The sequence below is a fragment of the Lactiplantibacillus sp. 7.2.4 genome (assembly GCF_018991185.1).
GTDB classification, from domain to species: domain Bacteria; phylum Bacillota; class Bacilli; order Lactobacillales; family Lactobacillaceae; genus Lactiplantibacillus; species Lactiplantibacillus pentosus.
On record NZ_JAGYGS010000030.1, the window covers coordinates 19,193 to 36,629 of the forward strand.

Below are 17,437 nucleotides of genomic sequence, written 5' to 3' on the forward strand. Positions count from 1 at the left end.
AAATCCTGCGAGTCGCGCCGCTTTTTTTTGGAAATTGGTCAACACGCCAGTCTAGTTGAGCCAAACTAAAAAAACTAGCAGGCATTCCGCGAATGAAATGGCTGCTAGTTCAGGTTTGTTGCTGATTATAGATTTCCAGTACTCTTCAAGCGCTTTTCTAGCAGGTAAGCGTCCATGTAACCGAATGATAATTCGACGACCTGGTCGAGTTCGATCATCGTGCCAACGTGATTGATCTGGTTATCATCATCGACGTTATAGAAGATGAAGTGGCCATTAGTCAACGCACCCGGATAACCGGTCATCGCCGGCAACATTGGATTTTCAGTCGTGATATGGACGAGATTATTGAAAGTCGCGGCTTGCCGTAAAATCGACTCAAATAAATCAGTCGTGCCGTCAAAGAGGCGTTCGTCGTTTAAGACCGGCTGGACGTTTAACTCATACTGCCGGTTCAATTCAATAAAACCGCGCATCGTCTGCAAGTAGTCCGATTGAGTCGTGACCGATTCAATCAGCGAGCGTCGGCACAGCGTGTAGCCGCCAAATTGGCCGGTCATGTCAATCAAGTTGAGTAAGACGCTATCGGCGTTTAACGTGTTAATGAAGCCGACGAAGAACATGTCGGAACCATCTGCCGAGCGGATTGCAATCAGCTGATGTTGGGCCAAAGCGTTATTAAGCGTTGCATCAACGTCATCGGGTTCGCTGACTTTGACGGTTTCCTGGTGAGCGTGAGCAGTTTTAACAAAGGCACTTTCCAGCAATAATTCATTGCCGCAGAATTCGAGAATTTGAATCGAATCTAGCGGAATGACTTGCTGAGTCTTATTTTTAAAATCAAATTTATCAAAAGTTGTGAACGTGATCGTCTGATCGGTGATTGCTTGAACTTGACCTTCAAGGTAATTGTCATTGTCCGCTAACACGAGCAGGACGACTTGGTGGTCGGAATGGGCGTGGTCGACTAACTGAGCGAGTGCTGGCTGTTGATCATCGATTGCCAGCGCTGGTTGTGGCACACTATTTAATCCTTCAGTCGTTGCATTCTTGAGTCGAAAGGCCATGTTATCGAGGTCTTCGCTCATCATTTCAACTTCATCGATGACGTCGTAACGCATGAAGACGGCGCCGTCCTGGAGCCCTGCATCGTCGTAAGTGTTCACGACAACGCCATCGGGTGCCAGACGGTCGATGTAGCCGGTATAAACCACTTCGCTATTGGCTTGATATAGGTTGATGAGGTGAACCTGTTGTGCGGCTAATTGTAAATTTTCAATAATTGAACTCATCGTGTCTAACCCCCTTAGTTAATGTTCCCTCATCATAGCACTTTTTGGGCCAAAGACGCCATTATAAGTCATTATTCAGCTCGTTTGGTAAGTGTGTTATGACTACGCGGATGAACGAACGGTGTGGGGGTGGATTGTTGTTCGTCAGCCGGGGCGCTTCATACTCCGACCTCTGGGGCTGGCTGACAATTGCTGGAACAGAGCGGACATCGATTTGAACTCACGCAGAAGCCCACTGCGCAATTTCAAATACGAGTCTTCTTCTAGCCCGGGAAAACCACCCGGACAAGAAGAATTTCGCCCTTGAGCATTGTCAGCCAGCCCCGCCGGTCGGGAACCCGCTCGAATGGCAGATGAACGACCACCTAATTAGGTACAATTGGCCATTAAATGGTAGAAGACTGGTTCTTTGTGTAAACTTTGAATCAGAATCGTTAATGATATATGTCAGTTAAATACTAAGAAAATTGTTGGCTAACTCAATCTGGATTGTCATTCACAGGTAGACAACAGCATTGCCATTTGAGTCCAATTCAAGATTTTGAAGTCTCAATTAACTAAGGAAAACTCCGGTATGTTCATTGAAATTAATGATTCATAGCACTAAAACATGGGTGAGATAGCTGAAAATTATCAGAAACCAGTCATACACTTTAATCCCAAAATACTCTTTGCTAGGAGTCAACGACCAGTTTCCCGAAAGTTGGGCCCGCAAATGTCAGCCTTTCAAATACCATCCTGCCTGGAAGCCGGCATAGGCCGCGTCTATCCATCAGATTTATGCTAACTCGTCTTATTTCCAGTGGTTCTAAGCTGGCTGCTTTTGAACTCAAGAACAATTATCCCCAATGGTAAATAATAACGGCCGCAACGTGGTTATTATATAATCAAGGTATTAACAGAGAGAGGGATGGTTGGCATGACTCGAGTATCAACTTCTATTCGTGTAGACGCTGATTTGAAGCAAGCAGCTAGCAAGCAACTTGCAAGTATGGGGCTATCAATGAATACCTATCTGAACATGGCGTTAAGGCAATTAGTCTTGCAACAAGCGATCCCGTTTGAAAGTGACGAGCTGTCATGGGTGCCAAATGAAGAGACGGAAAAGGCCCTAGTCCTGGCACGCGCCAAAGAATTAGGGCTCATTCCTGATAACGCGCCCGCCTTCGATGATCCCAAGCGTGCGATTCGCTATCTCAACGATGAACAGTAAGCCTGATCGGGTGTTGTCATGGATAAAGTGATAGTGGCTGAACCCCGTCTGATGTAAAACTCAGATTTCAACAGGCACTGATTGCGTTAAATGCCGCCGATTGACTATGCCATATTCCAGTTTGCAGGACTCAAACGCTGAGTCCTTTTTTTGTTTTCATTAATAATTACGCAACAATAATGAAATTCCGCTAAATTCAGTCCAAAATCGCGCTGATTGCAGCGTTTTTTACCAACAAATCGGTAAGGGCTTACTTCATTGACCGCACACTACTTTTTAGCACTAAATACAGCGCGAGAAGAAGTAAATATTTGATAAAAAATGTTATTTTCTATGCTATTCGTCGGGTTTATCGTTATAATGTAAGCTGCGGTTCACCTTGACCGTAAATCTGCCATGACCTTTCAAGAGGCGCTTGATCGTGTTGTGGCATTCAATTAAGGAGCGCATTATGTTTACGATGTTTAAGACGATTGGTGATCAGTTCGCCAATTTCAAGATTATTCGGCGAATGGCCAAGTATGATGACCGAGCCACATACCAAAGCCATTACCTTGGGTTAGCATGGGAATTTCTGAATCCACTGATCCAAATCGGAATTTACTACTTAGTATTCGGGGTCGCGTTAAAACGTGGCGATCCGATGCCTGGAATCCCGTACCTACCTTGGATGGTTGTCGGGATCGCACCGTGGTTATATATGAACAAAACGACGCTGGACGCGTCTTCTAGTATTTATCGGCAAGTTGGGTTAGTTTCCAAGATGAAGTTCCCAGTCAACGTGTTACCGTCCATTAAGATTTACGGAAATCTCTATAGTTTCTGGACGATGATTGCTTTCGGGATTTTCCTGATGTTTCTAAATGGCATCTGGCCATCACTTGCCTGGTTCCAGTTTATTTATTACTTCGGGTGCATGATCGTTCTCATGTATTCGCTAGGGATTCTCAATGCCACGGTCAGTGTTCTGATTCGTGACTGGCATATTACCTTGCAATCCGTATTGCGGATGCTGTTCTACATGAGTGGGGTATTGTTCAACTTTACGACCTCTAACTTCCCAGCCGTCTTTGTCCGGTTGCTGGAATTGAACCCATTTTATTACGTCCTCAACGGGATGCGGGAATCGCTATTGAATCGTGGTTGGATCTGGCAACAGCCGAACATTACGTTGACGATTGTCTTCTGGTTGTTCAATCTCGTCGCAATTCTGCTTGGAACGTATCTCTATAACAAGTTCCGTTCGAACTTTGTGGATTTGATTTAGGAGGCGGAACTGATGGAAAACCAATATAAAGTTGAATTGCATAATGTCACTAAAGAATATGATTTATATCGTAGTAACAATGATAAGTTAAAACACTTTTTTAACATTGGTAACGTTGAAGTCCCGCGGTTCTGGTCACTTAAAGGGGTCAGTCTGAATGTCAAACCCGGGGAAGCACTCGGGATTATTGGGATCAATGGTTCTGGTAAATCGACCATCTCCAACATCATTTCGGGAATCATTCCTCAAACGACGGGGACGGTCGATGTGCATGGTGACACGTCGATTATCTCGATTGGTGCCGGTCTTAAGTGGAACTTGACGGGTGATGAAAATATCCGGTTAAAAGGGCTCATGCAGGGCTTGAGTATTAAGGAAATCCAAGAAGTCCGCGATGATATCGTTGATTTTGCGGATATCGGTGATTTTATTGGCCAACCCGTTAAAGACTACTCAACTGGGATGCGGTCGCGGTTAGGCTTTGCCATCGCGGTTCACATCAATCCAGATATCATGATTATTGATGAAGCGTTATCCGTTGGTGATGATACTTTCTATCAAAAGTGTGTGGATAAAATCATGGAATTCAAGAAGCAAGGCAAGACGATTATCTTCGTCAGCCATAACTTGCGCCAAGTTGAATTACTATGTGACCGGGTGGCTTGGATGCACTTTGGTGACCTACTCGAAGTCGGTGATACCAAGGAAACGGTTGGCCATTACCGGAAATTCTCTAAAGACTTTAAAGCGCAAACGGCTGCTTATCGTAAGAAGTACCAAGTTGCTAAGAAGAAAGAGCAAGCAGACTTTGATATTGAAGCTTATGAGCGTCAATTAGTCGAAGAACGCGCTAAAGATAGCGATAAGAGCAAGCAAGCGATTAGTCGGGATGTTCACCGGACGCTGTACAAACAAATCTTGCCAGAAAAGATGACGGTCACGACCAAAATCGTGATGTGGGTGGCAATCCTATTGTTCATCTTTACTGGACTCGTCAACATTTCGGGGCATTCGTTTACGTCCGCAATTGAGAATCCGACGGTACTGTTACATCCAGTTGACCACTATATTAAGAGTCAGTCGGTCTTATTCAATAATAACTGATGCTGGCCTATAAGCGACTGGATTAGCTGCTTAATCAAAATATGGGTGATTGCAAAAGCAATCACCCATATTTTTTACGCTAATGGCGCGGGGTGCGTCGATGCGATTGCTGCATGCGGTTGTGGCGACTTCAATCGTTGGCTTCAGGGTAGTGCAATGTCTGGATTGTGTTAACAGTTTGATAGGAAAACAGCTGAACAACAAACCTCAATTTTTCAGCTGTTTTCGAACTGATTGAGGCTTGTTTAGTGGCAGTGTTACTGTAATCAGGTTATATTAACGATAAGTATTAGACTATTTGTTGCTCGGCATTAGAAAGGGGTGTCATGCGATGGATCTCCTGTTACCATACAGTGTTGCGGCCTATGTGCTTCTAATATTAGTGCTGCAATATATCAAATATAAGTTTCCAGACAGTGCTTTTATCCGTTTCTTCCAGAAATACGGTTGGTGGCTAATTGGGATGTGCTTTGTCGTCATATTAGTGCTCGCGGCCGGGCCACAATTTGAGCATCCCATCAACGCGCTAGATGTTCCGATTATCGGCGTCATGTTGGTATTTGGGTACTTCTTCATTAAAGACAACAAGTCAAAACGCCAGTAAGCCCAAAAAGTCATGTTTCGGAAAAGCAAATCACCGCCTTCTGAAACATGACTTTTTAATTGGTATTTAGTGTGGCATAGAACCGAGTAGCGCCCGTGTGCAACGAATTTGCAACCTAATCTAATGAGCGGCCGTTTTCGGTGAGCTTGCAACCGAATCTAACGAGTGGCCGTTTTCAGTGAGCTTGAAACAAAAGCTGACGAGGGCTCGTTTTCAGCAAGTTTGAAGGCGCCGCTAACGGAACCGTTCCTGCTTATTCAGCAATTGCGCGAGTTGTCCGCGGAATTCATCGCTGTGGTGTTGGATATTAGTTAATTCATGACTCATTTGAACCGTGTAATCGGCAACTTCGCCGTGTTCGCCTTGGTCTAACCCCAGTTCTTCTTCTTGTTCGTCAACGCGCATTCTAATGACCCGTTTCAATAGCACGATAATGACGATGCAAGCGATGGTGGTAAAGATGATGGTAAACGCGGTTGCGAGTAGTTGTAGGCCGAATAACTTGAAACCGCCACCGTAGAACAGACCGTTGAGTGAGATGGAACTGTTGACGGCTTTGCTGGCAAAGAGGCCAGTCATGATACTGCCGACCATCCCAGAGACGCCGTGGCAACCAAAGGCGTCAAGGGCGTCGTCAATTCCTAAACGCGGCTTGATAAACGTGATGAAGCCGTAACTTGTGAGGGTCGCAACCAAGCCAATCCAGAAAGCCCCAGAGACGGTGACGTACCCACAAGCTGGCGTAATGCCGACTAACCCACACAGGGTCCCGGTACAGACACCAACGAGGGTTGGTTTGCCCTTCGTCAGCATATCGACGACCATCCAAGTCATCATGGAAGTCGCAGTCGCAACCGTCGTGGTCAAGAAGGCCTGAATCGCGATGTCGTTCATTGCTAATGCGGAGCCGGCGTTGAATCCGTACCAGCCGATCCACAAAATCGCCGTTCCGAGTAAGACCCATAAAATATTGTAGTGCTGCGTCGCGTCCTTGCCATATTTGTGCCGAGCACCTAAAAAGGCAGAGAGGACTAACGCGGTAATTCCGGCATTGATATGGACGACCGTTCCACCGGCGAAGTCGATTACGCCGAGTTTCGCAAGCAACCCGTTATCCCACACCATGTGAACCATTGGGTAGTAGATCAGTAGTGACCAGAAGATGATGAAGGTCAGTAGGAATTTGAAACGAATTCGCCCAACGACGGCTCCCACGAATAGGGCCGGTGTAATAATGGCGAACATCATTTGGAAAATCAGGTATAAGCCGTTTGGAATTTTAGTGGCCGTTAGTGCGGTTAGGTCGACACCATGCAACCACAATGCCTTGAAGTTACCGACCACGCCACCAATATCACCAGAGAACGACAGTGAGTAGCCAAAAGCTAGCCATAATAGAATTGCTAGGCCACAAATCATGAAGACAGATAGCATCGTGTTAACAACGTTACGTTTGGAGACCAGCCCACCATAGAAGAAGGCCAATCCGGGCGTCATGAATAATACCAATATACTAGATAAAACTAAAAACGTTGAATTTGCAGCGTTCATACTCCCAACCCCTATCCATACCATTTGATGTTAGGAATTATAACATTGATTATTAATGGACGCACTACTTTTTTATATTTAGGTTAAATTCCAAACATACAAAAGGGCGGAAGAGGGCAATGATAACTAGAGATGTTAGATTATATTACATTTATGTATCGTGCTGGTTAATTGGTTGTGAGTATGAATGAAAGCGCCAATTTTCAAAAACAGCCAGCTTAGGCCCGCTGGGAAATAGCCCGAGTTGGATTGCTGTTCGTCAGTGGAAGCGCGTCCGATTCCGACCTCCGAGGCTGGCTGACAACGCTGGAACAGGGCAGACCTTGATTTGAACTCACGCAGAAGTTCACTGCGTAAGTTCAAATACGAGTCTTCTTCTAGCCCGGGAGCCCCACCCGGACAAGCCGAACCACAGTTAAGTTTGGAAACCGACCAATCGGCCGAATCGACCACGGAAGTTAATTATATTAAGTTAATCTTGTGGGTTACTGCATAAAAGCTGGAAAATTCATTAAGATAATGATGATTTTAAAGCTGAACCGTTTTCATGGATTGACGTTATTGGGATCCAGCAGTAAAGTTATCACCACATAAATTAAAGAATGATGAGACGTTACATAATATTCTTAATAATTAAAACATGGAGGTTCAGCTTATGCGGAAATATGCGATTATTGGGGTCGGTCACGTTGGTGCAACGATTGCTTATACATTGGTTTGTAAAGGAATTGCGGATGAATTAATCTTAATTGATACGAATGTCGGTAAGGCCCGCGCGGAACAATTAGATTTACAAGATGCCCAAGCCCGATTAGATAGTCGGACAATCATTAAAATCAATGATTACCATGAATTAGACGATACCGATATTTTATTCGTGACTAGTGGCAATATTCATGCCCTTGACCATGCGTCTGGCAACCGCTGGGCGGAGTTTGAATATACCAAGCAGATCGTGCAAGACATTGCGCCTAAGGTTAAGGCCACGAAATTCGATGGTGTGGTGATTGATACGATGAATCCGTGTGATGCCATCACGCATTATTTCCAACGTGCGACCGGATTATCCCGGCAACAAGTCTTCGGGACGGGGACTTTCCTCGATACGGCACGGATGCAAAAAGTCGTCGCAGAAGCGTTTGATTGTGATCCGAAGAATATTAGCGGTTACGTCTATGGCGAACATGGCGAATCTCAATTCAGCGCTTGGTCAACGGTTCAAGTGAACGGCATTCCAATCACGTCGTTAGTCGACAAGTATCACTTAGACTTGGATGCGCTGGAAGCCGCCGCACGGCATGGTGGCTGGGCCGTTCACTCCGGCAAAGGCTATACGAGCTTTGCCATCGCAACTTGTGCGGTCAAGTTAAGCGAAGCCGTCTTCGCCAATGCGCGGTTAGCTTGTCCAGTCTCTGCATATAGTGAGACGTTCGGCACCTACGTCGGTCAGCCAGCGATTATTGGCAAGGATGGCGTTGAAAGTGTAACGACTTTGGCCCTGACAGAAGACGAACAAGCGAAGTTCCGGAATTCAGCGGATACGATCATTGAGAAATTCCACGCGTTTGATGACGTTTTAAGCGAACAATCTGTCCAAAAACGTCAACAAGCCTAAAAAGTGTCGGTTGTTAATTGTCTTGTTTGGCAAATATCTCCCAAAATGTTAAAATTTTACTAAGCAGAACGTTGACTGCATTAACTATATGGTGGGATGAATATGCGCCGACAATTAACAAACCGTCAGCGATGGTTAGTGATTATCGTCGCGACGATCTTGGGAGTGGGCTGTGCCTTGCTAGGTCAATGGGGACAGTTACTCGGGGTCGTTGCGGCGGCACTGGCACTCATGTTGTTGACCAGTGGCTGTTTGACTTTTTGTCATCACCGCGGCTGGCAACCTGGGAGTGGCATGCTACTAGCATTAGCCATGGCGACTGGATATGTCATTATTATTTTAGGAAGTTACGGCTATTTACTACGCAGCTAATAAGCAGAACACCTTGAAACGAGCATTGGACTTGTTTCAAGGTGTTCTTTTGCGCACTGATCCGTTAATGGAGCCGCGTCATGATGTCAGTAGTACGCTGGTAAGTGTGTCGTCGACTACCATGCTGCCCGTTACGACAGTACTAAACCAACGTGCACTTGTTTGCAGTAATCCGTAGCTAAGTCACGTGCACCTGTTTGCACAATCCGTAGCTAAGTCACGTGCACCTGTTTACATCAATCCATAGCAAAGCCAACGTGCACTTGTTTGCAACAATCCGTAGCTAAGTCACGTACACCTGTTTGCAGCAATCCGTAGCTAAGTCACGTAAACTTGGTTGTAGCAATTCATGGCTAAACGGCAGTTCGTCTTGAATTTGTATGGCGCATCGCAATCAATTAGAGTTAGCTGAGTCTAAGCATCCCAGCCGGCACTAAAAAAGGTCCCAACTCATCATCGGGGCCTTCTCGGGTATTGTGTTGATTAAGAATAACCAAAGTGGGGTCACCATACCCAAGGCATCAATGGCAAACCTAGTTGTTAGATTGACAACTTTGCCTTACAGCCTGCCAACCGGTAACCGGTAGCGCAACCGGACAGCGGTACTGTCCGCACTGCTGATGCCGTTATAACGATTATCGGCAAGCATGACACTGTGGCGATCACGGCTGTGTTCGAGGCCAATCGTATGGCCGAGTTCGTGTTCCGCCACGTGCACCTGATCTGAATAGGAATAATGGTAGCGTGTGAAGTTGCGAGTTAATAGATAGACTTGGGCTTTCGTATAGTAGCCATTAGGATAGCCAGTCGAAAACGTGATACCGGCCAGGCGATAGTATTGTCCGGTCGTGGCGTTACTCGTTCCCAGTGTCACTTGATGGTGAGCAGTGGTCCCCTGAACGAATTTGAATTGACCGGTGGCATTCCAAGCGCGAATCGCTGCTTGATAAACGCGCCGCTCGGAAGCAGACGCCTGAATGACATAGGTGACCTGCGCGTGTGGCCACCGACTACGTGAGATTGGCGTCGCAATTGACTTGGCGTTGGCAATCGGAGTCAGCCCAATTCCGACGATAATCGTTAACGTTGTTAAACCTAACTTTGCACGATATTTACGTTTCATTGTTGTAACCCTCTTTCCCCCAAAAACGAAGGTCGCCATCAATGATTGTATTTTAAACCGATAACCCGGAGAAGACCTACTCAATCGTTCGGATTAATGCGGAATTTACTCATTTTTTAGTCGCCAGCAGTTAGTTAAATAGGTTATCGCGTGCTATGATTAAAACATCTTATGATGAATGGAAGGATTTCAGATGACGATCAAACAAGCAATCGTTCAGCAGGCGCTCACGCTAATCAAACCGCAGATGGTAGTAGGCTTCGGTGGGGGCACGACCGTGGGGGAACTTGTCAAGGAAGCGGCCAACCTGGTCAATGACATTACGGTCGTGACCCCGTCGCCCACGACACGTCAATTGGCAACGGTATTAGGATATACGGTCGTCGATACGGCTTATTGCGACCGCGTTGATATTGCTTTTGACGGCTGTGATCAGTTGGACCATCACGGTAACGCCCTCAAAAGTGGTGGTGGCATTCATGCGAACGAAAAAATTATTGCCAGTCTGGCGGATGAATACTGGCTACTGACGATGCAGGACCGCTTAGTCGATCAATTTGATATCAAAACGCCACTCGTGCTGGAAGTCTTGCCGGGCGCGCTATCATTAGCGATGCGCAATGTCAGCGACCTTGGTGGCCAAGCCACTATTCGGACCGCTGAGAACCGCGACGGCTTTACGCTGACCGACAGTGGTAACCTCTTAATCGATTGCCATTTCCCGACCTATGCTAACTTACCAACACTTAATACCGCGTTAGCGACGCTGGCTGGCGTAGTTGAGACCAGTTATTTTGACCGGTTAGTGACGAATGCCTGGCTAGGCGATGCAGCCACTAACACTGTGCGGGCATTATTTTAAGGACGAACAGTTTGTTATTTAAATTGCTGTTCGTCAGCGGGGGACGCGTCCTGGTCCGATCTACGAGGCTGGCCGACAACGCTGGAACAGGGCGCAACCGTACTGCAAGTTCACGCTAATTCACTTTATTCCCAGCGGGTCTCAGCTGGCAGTCTTTGAACTGAAAAACTAGCACGCGTTAATCATCATTTTTGACAACTAACTAACAAAATGCGCGCCGGATTATCTTTGACTAGTACGCAATCGAGTTTGACACTCTTTTAAAATAATTCTAAACTGAAGGTGACGTGTAAAAGCGCCACCATTTTTAATTTAGTAACTTTAACGATATAAGGGGATGTCAAGATGGCAAAAAAAGTCTATACTGATTATTTTTTTGATGAACCTGCTTACAACACACATGACGGTGGCTATATTCCGTTAGTGACTCCGAAAGTCGACCCACAGCCATTAGCGATTCCGCCGTTACTGCAACCGGACCGTCAGACCGATACGGATGACTATTATACGGTCACGGCCCAGGAGAGCGAAACCCAGTTTTTGCCGGGGAAGAAGACCAAGACTTGGGGCTACAATGCAGGCTTTTTAGGTCAAACGATTGTTTTTCGGAAAGGTAAGCAGACCCATATTGACTTACAGAACAAACTCCCAGAATTAACCACGTTCCACTGGCACGGACTGAACGTTCCCGGGCCAATTACGGATGGTGGCTGTCATGCACCCGTTTATCCAGGCCAGACGAACCACATTGATTTTAAGGTGCACCAACCCGCCGCAACCACTTGGCTACATGCTCATCCATGTCCATCGACCGCGACCCAAGTCTGGAAGGGGCTAGCAACGATGGTCATTATCAAGGATGACGTCGAAGACCAATTGCCATTACCACGCAACTACGGGGTCGATGATATTCCAATGGTCCTACAAGATCGTGAATTCCATGAAGATAATCAATTTGATTACCGTGCTGACTACGATCCTGATGGTGTTCAAGGTCATACTGCCTTAGTTAACGGGACGGTCAACCCATACTTTGATGTCACCACCCAACGCGTCCGGTTACGGATCTTAGACGGTTCCAACCGGCGTGAATGGCGGTTGCACTTTAACGATGACTTGGAATTTGCACAAGTTGGTTCTGATGGCGGGATTTTACCAGCACCCGTCTATATGACCAAAGTGATGATGACTTGTGCCGAACGTGATGAAATCGTGGTCGACTTTGGCAACTATCAACCAGGCGATGAAGTGACCTTGATGACTGACGACACGCCACTATGCCGCTTCAGAATCAAAGCCTTCGAACCAGACGATACCACGTTGCCAGACCACTTAGTCGATATTCCAGACGAAGCCCCAACCGCTGACTTGCCTGTTCGGAAGATCACGATGGACGGGATGGACGATGAAGTTGCGCTCAACGGCAAGAAGTTCGACATGGAACGGATCGACGCCCGTCAAAAAGTTGGCGACGTTGCCATTTGGGAAATCCGGAATACGAATAGTACGGAAAACGGTATGGTTCACCCATTCCACGTCCACGGGACACAGTTCACCGTGTTATCCAGAAACGGCGGTCCGGTCTATCCAAACGAACATGGTTTGAAAGATACGGTAGGCGTCAACCCTGGTGAGACGGTTCGCATCAAGGTCAAGTTTGAATTGACCGGGGTCTACATGTATCACTGCCACATCATCGAACATGAAGATGGTGGGATGATGGCCCAAATCGAATCTTACGACCCAGAACATCCACAAACCTATCATTTAATGGATATGGACACGTTACGGAATGCCTTCGCTGAAGAGCAAGGGGTCAAACCCGAAGACGTCTGGATGCCAGGAATGTAACCACTTAATTCAATCAATTTTAAAACCGGCTGCAAAATATTGCGACCGGTTTTTTGGTAGCGAGATGCGTTGCCTGCGTTCGGAATGGCGTCAACCAAAGTGCCTCGCATTTCAGTTAGAGGCGCGTCCCACAAATCACTGGGCGTGTCTGTTTTCAGCTGGAAAGCCCGTATGGTATCATGAAAATAACCATATCGGTCCGTTGCGTTGCGAATTCGGCGACAACCAGCTGGCCGGTGATCCGTGACCTAATGGGTTGTGTTAATTAATGTTAAAAAAGGGGGCGTCAAACATGCATATTGCAGCAACAATCATGGCGCTAGTCGTCGCCGTTGAACATCTTTTCATTCTGTGGCTGGAAATGTTCAATGCGGATAGCGAACTGGCGTCGAAGTCATTCGGCATTCCACGACAAACGCTACAATCACCAGCCGTGCAATTATTATTCAAAAATCAGGGACTCTATAATGGCTTTTTGGCCGTCGGAATTCTATATAGCTTATTTGTCATTCCGGCAGTAGCGAGTGCGGGAGCGACGTTGTTCTTCCTAGCCTGCGTGATGGTGGCAGCGGTTTACGGCAGTATCACGGTCAGCCGGGCTATCGTCGTTATTCAAGGCTTGCCAGCACTGATCGCCTTTATCTTAATGTACTTTGCTTAAGTGAGATGGAGGCGTGTCAGTCGCCTTAATCATTGTGAGTCGCGATGGCCTGATAATTAGGCCCAGACTAGAATGGATTAGTGTGACAGCGCGATTCGTGACACTTTAGTGAGTGCAAAATGCGAGTGCAAAATAAAAAGTCGTTTCAAGCATGCAAAAGTTGCTTGAAACGACTTTTTTGATGTCCTCAGTGGGCACGGTGTATTAAACTCGACCAATCACAGTAGTCTTCGCAGTTGCGAGCACGTGACCGGCAATGGCGTCATGGAATTCGTTCAGCCAGTAACCGGGTTGTAAATCTAATTCAGTATCCAATGCAAATAGCTTGAATGAATAGCGATGATCCTTGTCTGGCGGGTAAGGGCCGACATAGTGTTGGCTGACTTTCGGGTCAGTTTCGTGAACATAGCCACCGGCAGTTGAGTTATTACCCTGGACCATTGGAATCGCACCAGTTTGGCTGGCGTTTTCCGGAATATGGGTCGTCGTTGCGGGTAGGTTGGCCGCAATCCAGTGAATCCACGTGAAACCACCCACGGGAATCGCATCGTGGTCGACGAAGGTGAAGGCTAGTGAGTGCGTCCCAGCAGGCACGTCACTGATATCGACTGGAAATGAGATGATGGGGTGGCCCTTATAAATTTGCGCGGGTGCCGCTTGTTTTGAATAGGTCGCAGCTAAAGCACCGTCAGTGGTCGGAATTGATAGTTGCATGGCAGATTCCTCCTCGTGTTGTTAGCTCAATTATAACGCTAATAGTCGCTCCCGTAACGCAGGGTCCACCGCATAAATGTAAAGCCCGTAGCGCCCGCGTTTCATCAAAACGTTGATTGAGTTGAAGATGATTTGTTGTTTGAGTGGCTCGAGGTCACCCAGGTCGGCGCGTTGCTTGAAGGCTTCCTGGTCTTCATAGCGTTCGGGACGGACGATGACCCGGTCGTGGACGGTATCGTAGCCAACCGATGGCCCGAGAATCACACCAGCGTAGTTCAAGTCAAAGCCTTGAATGGTGTAAATCGACCCCACTTCATTCAACGTTTCGGGCCGTAAAGCCCACGGGTCGTCGGTCAAGTTGACTTTATCCCAGGGGAGTTTGAGTTGGCCGGCCGTGACGTACCAGGTGCCGTGATTGACGACGTATGGAAAATCAGCGGTGGCGACCATCCGTGCCAGCCCGAAGCGGTGGTCCTGTTGACGGATGAGGTCGTACATCGGTTGACCGTCATCGAAGAAGCGCAGGTCAAAATCAGGTGTGGCTGGCTTTTCAAGCAATTGGCCATGGGTAAAGTGATCGATCCAGTTGACGACTGCTGGACCACCGGTGACACGAAATTGCTCGTCGAGGTTATAACTCGCATGTGGATAATGGGCCAAAAATGGCTCAAGATCGTTTTCATGCCAATAACTCTTGAGCTTCAAGACTTGGCGGGTATCGAAGACGAGCACGACCACGTGCGCATGCTGAATCAGTTCCGTGAGTTGATTATGACCGTCGAAGCGGTTGTAGCGGTCTGGTTGCGTCAACAACAGGTGTGCTTCATCTATAAAAATGACATCAGCGCGCTGGTGCGTCTTGGTGAGTCGATTAATGAGTGGCGTTGGTTTTTGGAAGTCCTTTTTGCGCAGGTCGGGATCGTCGCCTGCCAAGCGTTTGTAAATCTTGAGCATTTCGTTATGATTGACGACCAAATAATTCTCCGTGGCTTGGAGGTCGTTAGCAATCGTACTGCGGCTAAGGGCTTGAAGTCGGCCGAACGCCGCAGCAAGGACGGCACTTTTACCGGTCCCCGCATCACCATGAATCACGAAGAGACTGGATTGGTCCTGATGGCGATGCGACCGGATGAAGGTGAGCAGTTGTTGCTCCAAAGATTGTTGTGCCGGCGATAACGCAGCTTGTTCGTTCAGCTTGAATGTCGCGGCACTAATTGTAGATGACATATAATTCACTCCCGGCCCTTATTATACCTGGATTATCGTGTGAATTGAAATGAGTCTCATTACAGTTGGTGGTAAAATGGAGGTACGACAAATAGTGGAGGAAAGTAAATATGAAGCTTGATTTTTCGGTTGCCGTGCATAGCATTTTGTACCTGGATGCCCACCGTGATAGCAAAGTTGCCAGTCGCGAACTGGCCCAATCATTACACCTGAATCCGGTGATGATTCGTAATATCTTGTCAGTCCTACATAAACACGGTTATTTAACCGGAACAGTGGGCAAAAATGGGGGTTATCAGCTAGATTTGCCGCTAGTTGAAATGAACTTGGGGGATCTCTATGATTTGACGATTCCACCAACCATCAGTTACGCCCGCTTCATCACGGGACCGTCCAAGACGGATGAACAGGCATCCCAATCACCAATTGCTGCGAATATTAGTGAAACGTTGACGGACTTGTTCACGGTCGCGGATCGACAATACCGAGCCTATTATCATCAATTCACCATGGCTGATCTGCAACAAGATTTGAAGCAACATGGGCTATTTTTGAAACGTGAACGTGATTCAGAATCTTAAGTAAAACTGCGTACTTGATTGGAAAATAAGGCTTCTGTGATTAAGAACCTTAATTTGAAACGGGTTGGCCGTTAGGGATTGTCAGCGGGACGTCCCGGTGCTATCGTGAATGCCATGATGTAAGTGGCATGGTGATAGAAAGGGGCCAGGACAATGGCAGCACGGTTAGTATTGATTCATGAAGTTGGACGGTATCAAGAATTATCGGAACCCCGCTATTGGTTGGAATCAGCTGATTTTTGGGGTGTTGACGGGCGCGGCGAGACGGTCAATGAAGCAGTCGGGAATTTTTTGACGAACTTGGTACAGTACTGCCGTGACTACTACCAACGGGGCTTATGGCAATTAGATGACCGACTATTGCAGTTAGACCACGTGGATGCCGTGTTGGCGTACGCTCAGGCTGGTCAGTCGCCAGCGCCGTTGTTTCATTTTAAAGTGATTCCTGCGCATCAACAATTAGCCTCCGCTTAGCAAATATTGACGAATTCTTAAAGAAGCGTTCATACTTCCACCACACTCCTGCGCTAAACTATGCGGTATAATCAAAGCGTTAGTTCAGGTCGCGCCTGATATTTGCCGACCGACGTTTACTGGAGGGTATTGTATGGAATTAGATAAAATCTATCAGTTAATGGACAAGTTTGAACAAAGTAGTCTCACGAGTTTTGAATATCGTGACCAGGATTTTGAAATCCAAATGGGCAAGAAAGGTCACAACAGTAAGGCGACGACAGCGGCTTCTGAGCCAGCGCCATTGCCTAATCAGCCGGTCATTGATCCAACACCGGTCACGCCAACGCCGATCGCAAATGCGAGCGCGGCTTCAGTTGTGGAACCAACGCCAACGGCTACGGTCACGAGTACGGCCGCTGCGACGCCAACTAGTATCGCACCGGAATCAACACCGGAACCGGAACCAGCGCCAACACCAGAACCAGCACCGGTCCAAGTCGATCCAAAAGAGTGCGTCACAGCGCCAGTTGTCGGAATCTACTATCCAGCGCATTCCTCGGAAGAAGCCCCGTACGTCAAGTTGGGTGACCACGTTAGCGTCGGCCAACAAGTCGGCTTGATTCAGGCCATGCAGATGATGCGGCCCGTCGTTGCTAAGCAAGCTGGGACGGTCAAGGCATTCCTCGTTAAAAATGGCGAAGAAGTCAATTTCGGTCAACCGTTGATTCAGTTGATTCCCGATACACCGGATGATATTTAGACCCGGCACTAGCCGTTAAATCGCGCGGATAACGATGCGTGTCAAGATTCGGTGGGCAGTCGGTGAAGCTAGTACAATCGGATGACGATGCGTATCAGGCTTTAGTGGGCAGCCAGTGAAGCTAGTACAGGAAGCGTATCAAGCTTTAGCGAGACAGCCGGAGAAGTAACACAATTCACGATAA

17 protein-coding genes are annotated in these 17,437 nt (G+C 47.3%); 12 read left to right on the top strand and 5 right to left on the bottom strand.

Annotation, left to right across the window (positions count from 1 at the left end; genetic code table 11):
• Positions 1 to 125: 125 nt before the first annotated feature.
• Entirely contained in the window at positions 126 to 1,292 is a 1,167-nt protein-coding gene (locus KGF70_RS10220) for a hypothetical protein (protein WP_050337805.1), read from the bottom strand.
• Between the two features lie 919 nt (positions 1,293 to 2,211).
• Here KGF70_RS10220 and KGF70_RS10225 point away from each other — a divergent pair.
• The 4 genes from KGF70_RS10225 to KGF70_RS10240 all read left to right on the top strand — a co-directional run bounded on the left by KGF70_RS10225 (position 2,212) and on the right by KGF70_RS10240 (position 5,480).
• A complete protein-coding gene (locus tag KGF70_RS10225; RefSeq protein WP_216768042.1) occupies positions 2,212 to 2,505 on the top strand; it encodes a type II toxin-antitoxin system RelB/DinJ family antitoxin in 294 nt (97 codons plus the stop codon).
• A 451-nt stretch (positions 2,506 to 2,956) separates the two neighbouring features.
• Positions 2,957 to 3,772 (top strand): ABC transporter permease, encoded by an 816-nt coding sequence (locus tag KGF70_RS10230; RefSeq protein WP_050337803.1) that lies wholly within the window; start codon positions 2,957 to 2,959, stop codon positions 3,770 to 3,772.
• A gap of 12 nt (positions 3,773 to 3,784) precedes the next feature.
• Complete coding sequence (locus KGF70_RS10235; protein ID WP_021338170.1) at positions 3,785 to 4,876, top strand: ABC transporter ATP-binding protein; 1,092 nt, start codon at positions 3,785 to 3,787, stop codon at positions 4,874 to 4,876.
• 331 nt (positions 4,877 to 5,207) lie between these two features.
• Positions 5,208 to 5,480, top strand: a complete 273-nt coding sequence (locus KGF70_RS10240; RefSeq protein WP_216768041.1) for a hypothetical protein — start codon at positions 5,208 to 5,210, stop codon at positions 5,478 to 5,480.
• A 234-nt stretch (positions 5,481 to 5,714) separates the two neighbouring features.
• On the opposite strand, the gene KGF70_RS10245 is transcribed toward KGF70_RS10240, so the two are convergent.
• Positions 5,715 to 7,031 (bottom strand): ammonium transporter, encoded by a 1,317-nt coding sequence (locus KGF70_RS10245; RefSeq protein ID WP_003637573.1) that lies wholly within the window; start codon positions 7,029 to 7,031, stop codon positions 5,715 to 5,717.
• A 655-nt stretch (positions 7,032 to 7,686) separates the two neighbouring features.
• Here KGF70_RS10245 and KGF70_RS10250 point away from each other — a divergent pair.
• A complete protein-coding gene (locus KGF70_RS10250; RefSeq protein WP_003637574.1) occupies positions 7,687 to 8,646 on the top strand; it encodes an L-lactate dehydrogenase in 960 nt (319 codons plus the stop codon).
• Between the two features lie 102 nt (positions 8,647 to 8,748).
• On the top strand, positions 8,749 to 9,018 hold the full coding sequence (locus tag KGF70_RS10255) for a hypothetical protein (protein WP_021338168.1): 270 nt from the start codon (positions 8,749 to 8,751) through the stop codon (positions 9,016 to 9,018).
• 559 nt (positions 9,019 to 9,577) lie between these two features.
• Here the strand turns inward: KGF70_RS10255 and KGF70_RS10260 are convergent.
• A complete protein-coding gene (locus tag KGF70_RS10260; protein ID WP_050337800.1) occupies positions 9,578 to 10,141 on the bottom strand; it encodes a M57 family metalloprotease in 564 nt (187 codons plus the stop codon).
• A gap of 193 nt (positions 10,142 to 10,334) precedes the next feature.
• Between KGF70_RS10260 and rpiA the strand changes: the two genes are divergently transcribed.
• The 3 genes from rpiA (at position 10,335) to KGF70_RS10275 (ending at position 13,515) form a co-directional block, all read left to right on the top strand.
• Positions 10,335 to 11,003, top strand: coding sequence for a ribose 5-phosphate isomerase A (gene rpiA, locus KGF70_RS10265; protein ID WP_216768040.1), 669 nt, complete (start codon positions 10,335 to 10,337; stop codon positions 11,001 to 11,003).
• Between the two features lie 345 nt (positions 11,004 to 11,348).
• A complete protein-coding gene (locus KGF70_RS10270) occupies positions 11,349 to 12,854 on the top strand; it encodes a multicopper oxidase family protein (RefSeq protein ID WP_216768039.1) in 1,506 nt (501 codons plus the stop codon).
• Between the two features lie 292 nt (positions 12,855 to 13,146).
• Positions 13,147 to 13,515 carry a DUF1304 domain-containing protein gene (locus KGF70_RS10275; RefSeq protein WP_050337799.1) on the top strand — a complete coding sequence of 123 codons (369 nt, stop codon included), beginning with the start codon at positions 13,147 to 13,149 and terminating at the stop codon, positions 13,513 to 13,515.
• Positions 13,516 to 13,719: 204 nt separating this feature from the next.
• Here KGF70_RS10275 and KGF70_RS10280 read toward each other — a convergent pair whose 3' ends face one another.
• Both KGF70_RS10280 and KGF70_RS10285 read right to left on the bottom strand, forming a co-directional pair.
• Positions 13,720 to 14,229, bottom strand: coding sequence for a YbhB/YbcL family Raf kinase inhibitor-like protein (locus KGF70_RS10280; RefSeq protein ID WP_003637580.1), 510 nt, complete (start codon positions 14,227 to 14,229; stop codon positions 13,720 to 13,722).
• Between the two features lie 30 nt (positions 14,230 to 14,259).
• A complete protein-coding gene (locus KGF70_RS10285) occupies positions 14,260 to 15,456 on the bottom strand; it encodes a DUF2075 domain-containing protein (RefSeq protein ID WP_216768038.1) in 1,197 nt (398 codons plus the stop codon).
• Positions 15,457 to 15,566: 110 nt separating this feature from the next.
• On the opposite strand from KGF70_RS10285, the gene KGF70_RS10290 reads away from it, so the two are divergent.
• The 3 genes from KGF70_RS10290 to KGF70_RS10300 all read left to right on the top strand — a co-directional run bounded on the left by KGF70_RS10290 (position 15,567) and on the right by KGF70_RS10300 (position 17,253).
• Entirely contained in the window at positions 15,567 to 16,037 is a 471-nt protein-coding gene (locus KGF70_RS10290) for an Rrf2 family transcriptional regulator (protein ID WP_050337797.1), read from the top strand.
• Between the two features lie 153 nt (positions 16,038 to 16,190).
• Positions 16,191 to 16,511 carry a hypothetical protein gene (locus KGF70_RS10295; RefSeq protein ID WP_253954748.1) on the top strand — a complete coding sequence of 107 codons (321 nt, stop codon included), beginning with the start codon at positions 16,191 to 16,193 and terminating at the stop codon, positions 16,509 to 16,511.
• A gap of 133 nt (positions 16,512 to 16,644) precedes the next feature.
• The gene (locus tag KGF70_RS10300) at positions 16,645 to 17,253 is read left to right on the top strand and encodes a biotin/lipoyl-containing protein (RefSeq protein WP_105961089.1); all 609 of its coding nucleotides are present in this window, start codon (positions 16,645 to 16,647) and stop codon (positions 17,251 to 17,253) included.
• Positions 17,254 to 17,437 lie beyond the last annotated feature (184 nt).

Excerpts from the sequence above, each read along its gene's own strand:
- KGF70_RS10295 (WP_253954748.1), top strand. The coding sequence starts at position 16,191 with ATGGCAGCACGGTTAGTATTGATTCATGAAGTTGGACGGTATCAAGAA.
- KGF70_RS10250 (WP_003637574.1), top strand. The coding sequence starts at position 7,687 with ATGCGGAAATATGCGATTATTGGGGTCGGTCACGTTGGTGCAACGATT.
- KGF70_RS10225 (WP_216768042.1), top strand. The coding sequence starts at position 2,212 with ATGACTCGAGTATCAACTTCTATTCGTGTAGACGCTGATTTGAAGCAA.
- KGF70_RS10245 (WP_003637573.1), bottom strand. The coding sequence starts at position 7,031 with ATGAACGCTGCAAATTCAACGTTTTTAGTTTTATCTAGTATATTGGTA.
- KGF70_RS10290 (WP_050337797.1), top strand. The coding sequence starts at position 15,567 with ATGAAGCTTGATTTTTCGGTTGCCGTGCATAGCATTTTGTACCTGGAT.
- KGF70_RS10300 (WP_105961089.1), top strand. The coding sequence starts at position 16,645 with ATGGAATTAGATAAAATCTATCAGTTAATGGACAAGTTTGAACAAAGT.
- KGF70_RS10230 (WP_050337803.1), top strand. The coding sequence starts at position 2,957 with ATGTTTACGATGTTTAAGACGATTGGTGATCAGTTCGCCAATTTCAAG.
- KGF70_RS10240 (WP_216768041.1), top strand. The coding sequence starts at position 5,208 with ATGGATCTCCTGTTACCATACAGTGTTGCGGCCTATGTGCTTCTAATA.
- rpiA (WP_216768040.1), top strand. The coding sequence starts at position 10,335 with ATGACGATCAAACAAGCAATCGTTCAGCAGGCGCTCACGCTAATCAAA.
- KGF70_RS10270 (WP_216768039.1), top strand. The coding sequence starts at position 11,349 with ATGGCAAAAAAAGTCTATACTGATTATTTTTTTGATGAACCTGCTTAC.
- KGF70_RS10275 (WP_050337799.1), top strand. The coding sequence starts at position 13,147 with ATGCATATTGCAGCAACAATCATGGCGCTAGTCGTCGCCGTTGAACAT.
- KGF70_RS10280 (WP_003637580.1), bottom strand. The coding sequence starts at position 14,229 with ATGCAACTATCAATTCCGACCACTGACGGTGCTTTAGCTGCGACCTAT.
- KGF70_RS10260 (WP_050337800.1), bottom strand. The coding sequence starts at position 10,141 with ATGAAACGTAAATATCGTGCAAAGTTAGGTTTAACAACGTTAACGATT.
- KGF70_RS10285 (WP_216768038.1), bottom strand. The coding sequence starts at position 15,456 with ATGTCATCTACAATTAGTGCCGCGACATTCAAGCTGAACGAACAAGCT.
- KGF70_RS10255 (WP_021338168.1), top strand. The coding sequence starts at position 8,749 with ATGCGCCGACAATTAACAAACCGTCAGCGATGGTTAGTGATTATCGTC.
- KGF70_RS10220 (WP_050337805.1), bottom strand. The coding sequence starts at position 1,292 with ATGAGTTCAATTATTGAAAATTTACAATTAGCCGCACAACAGGTTCAC.
- KGF70_RS10235 (WP_021338170.1), top strand. The coding sequence starts at position 3,785 with ATGGAAAACCAATATAAAGTTGAATTGCATAATGTCACTAAAGAATAT.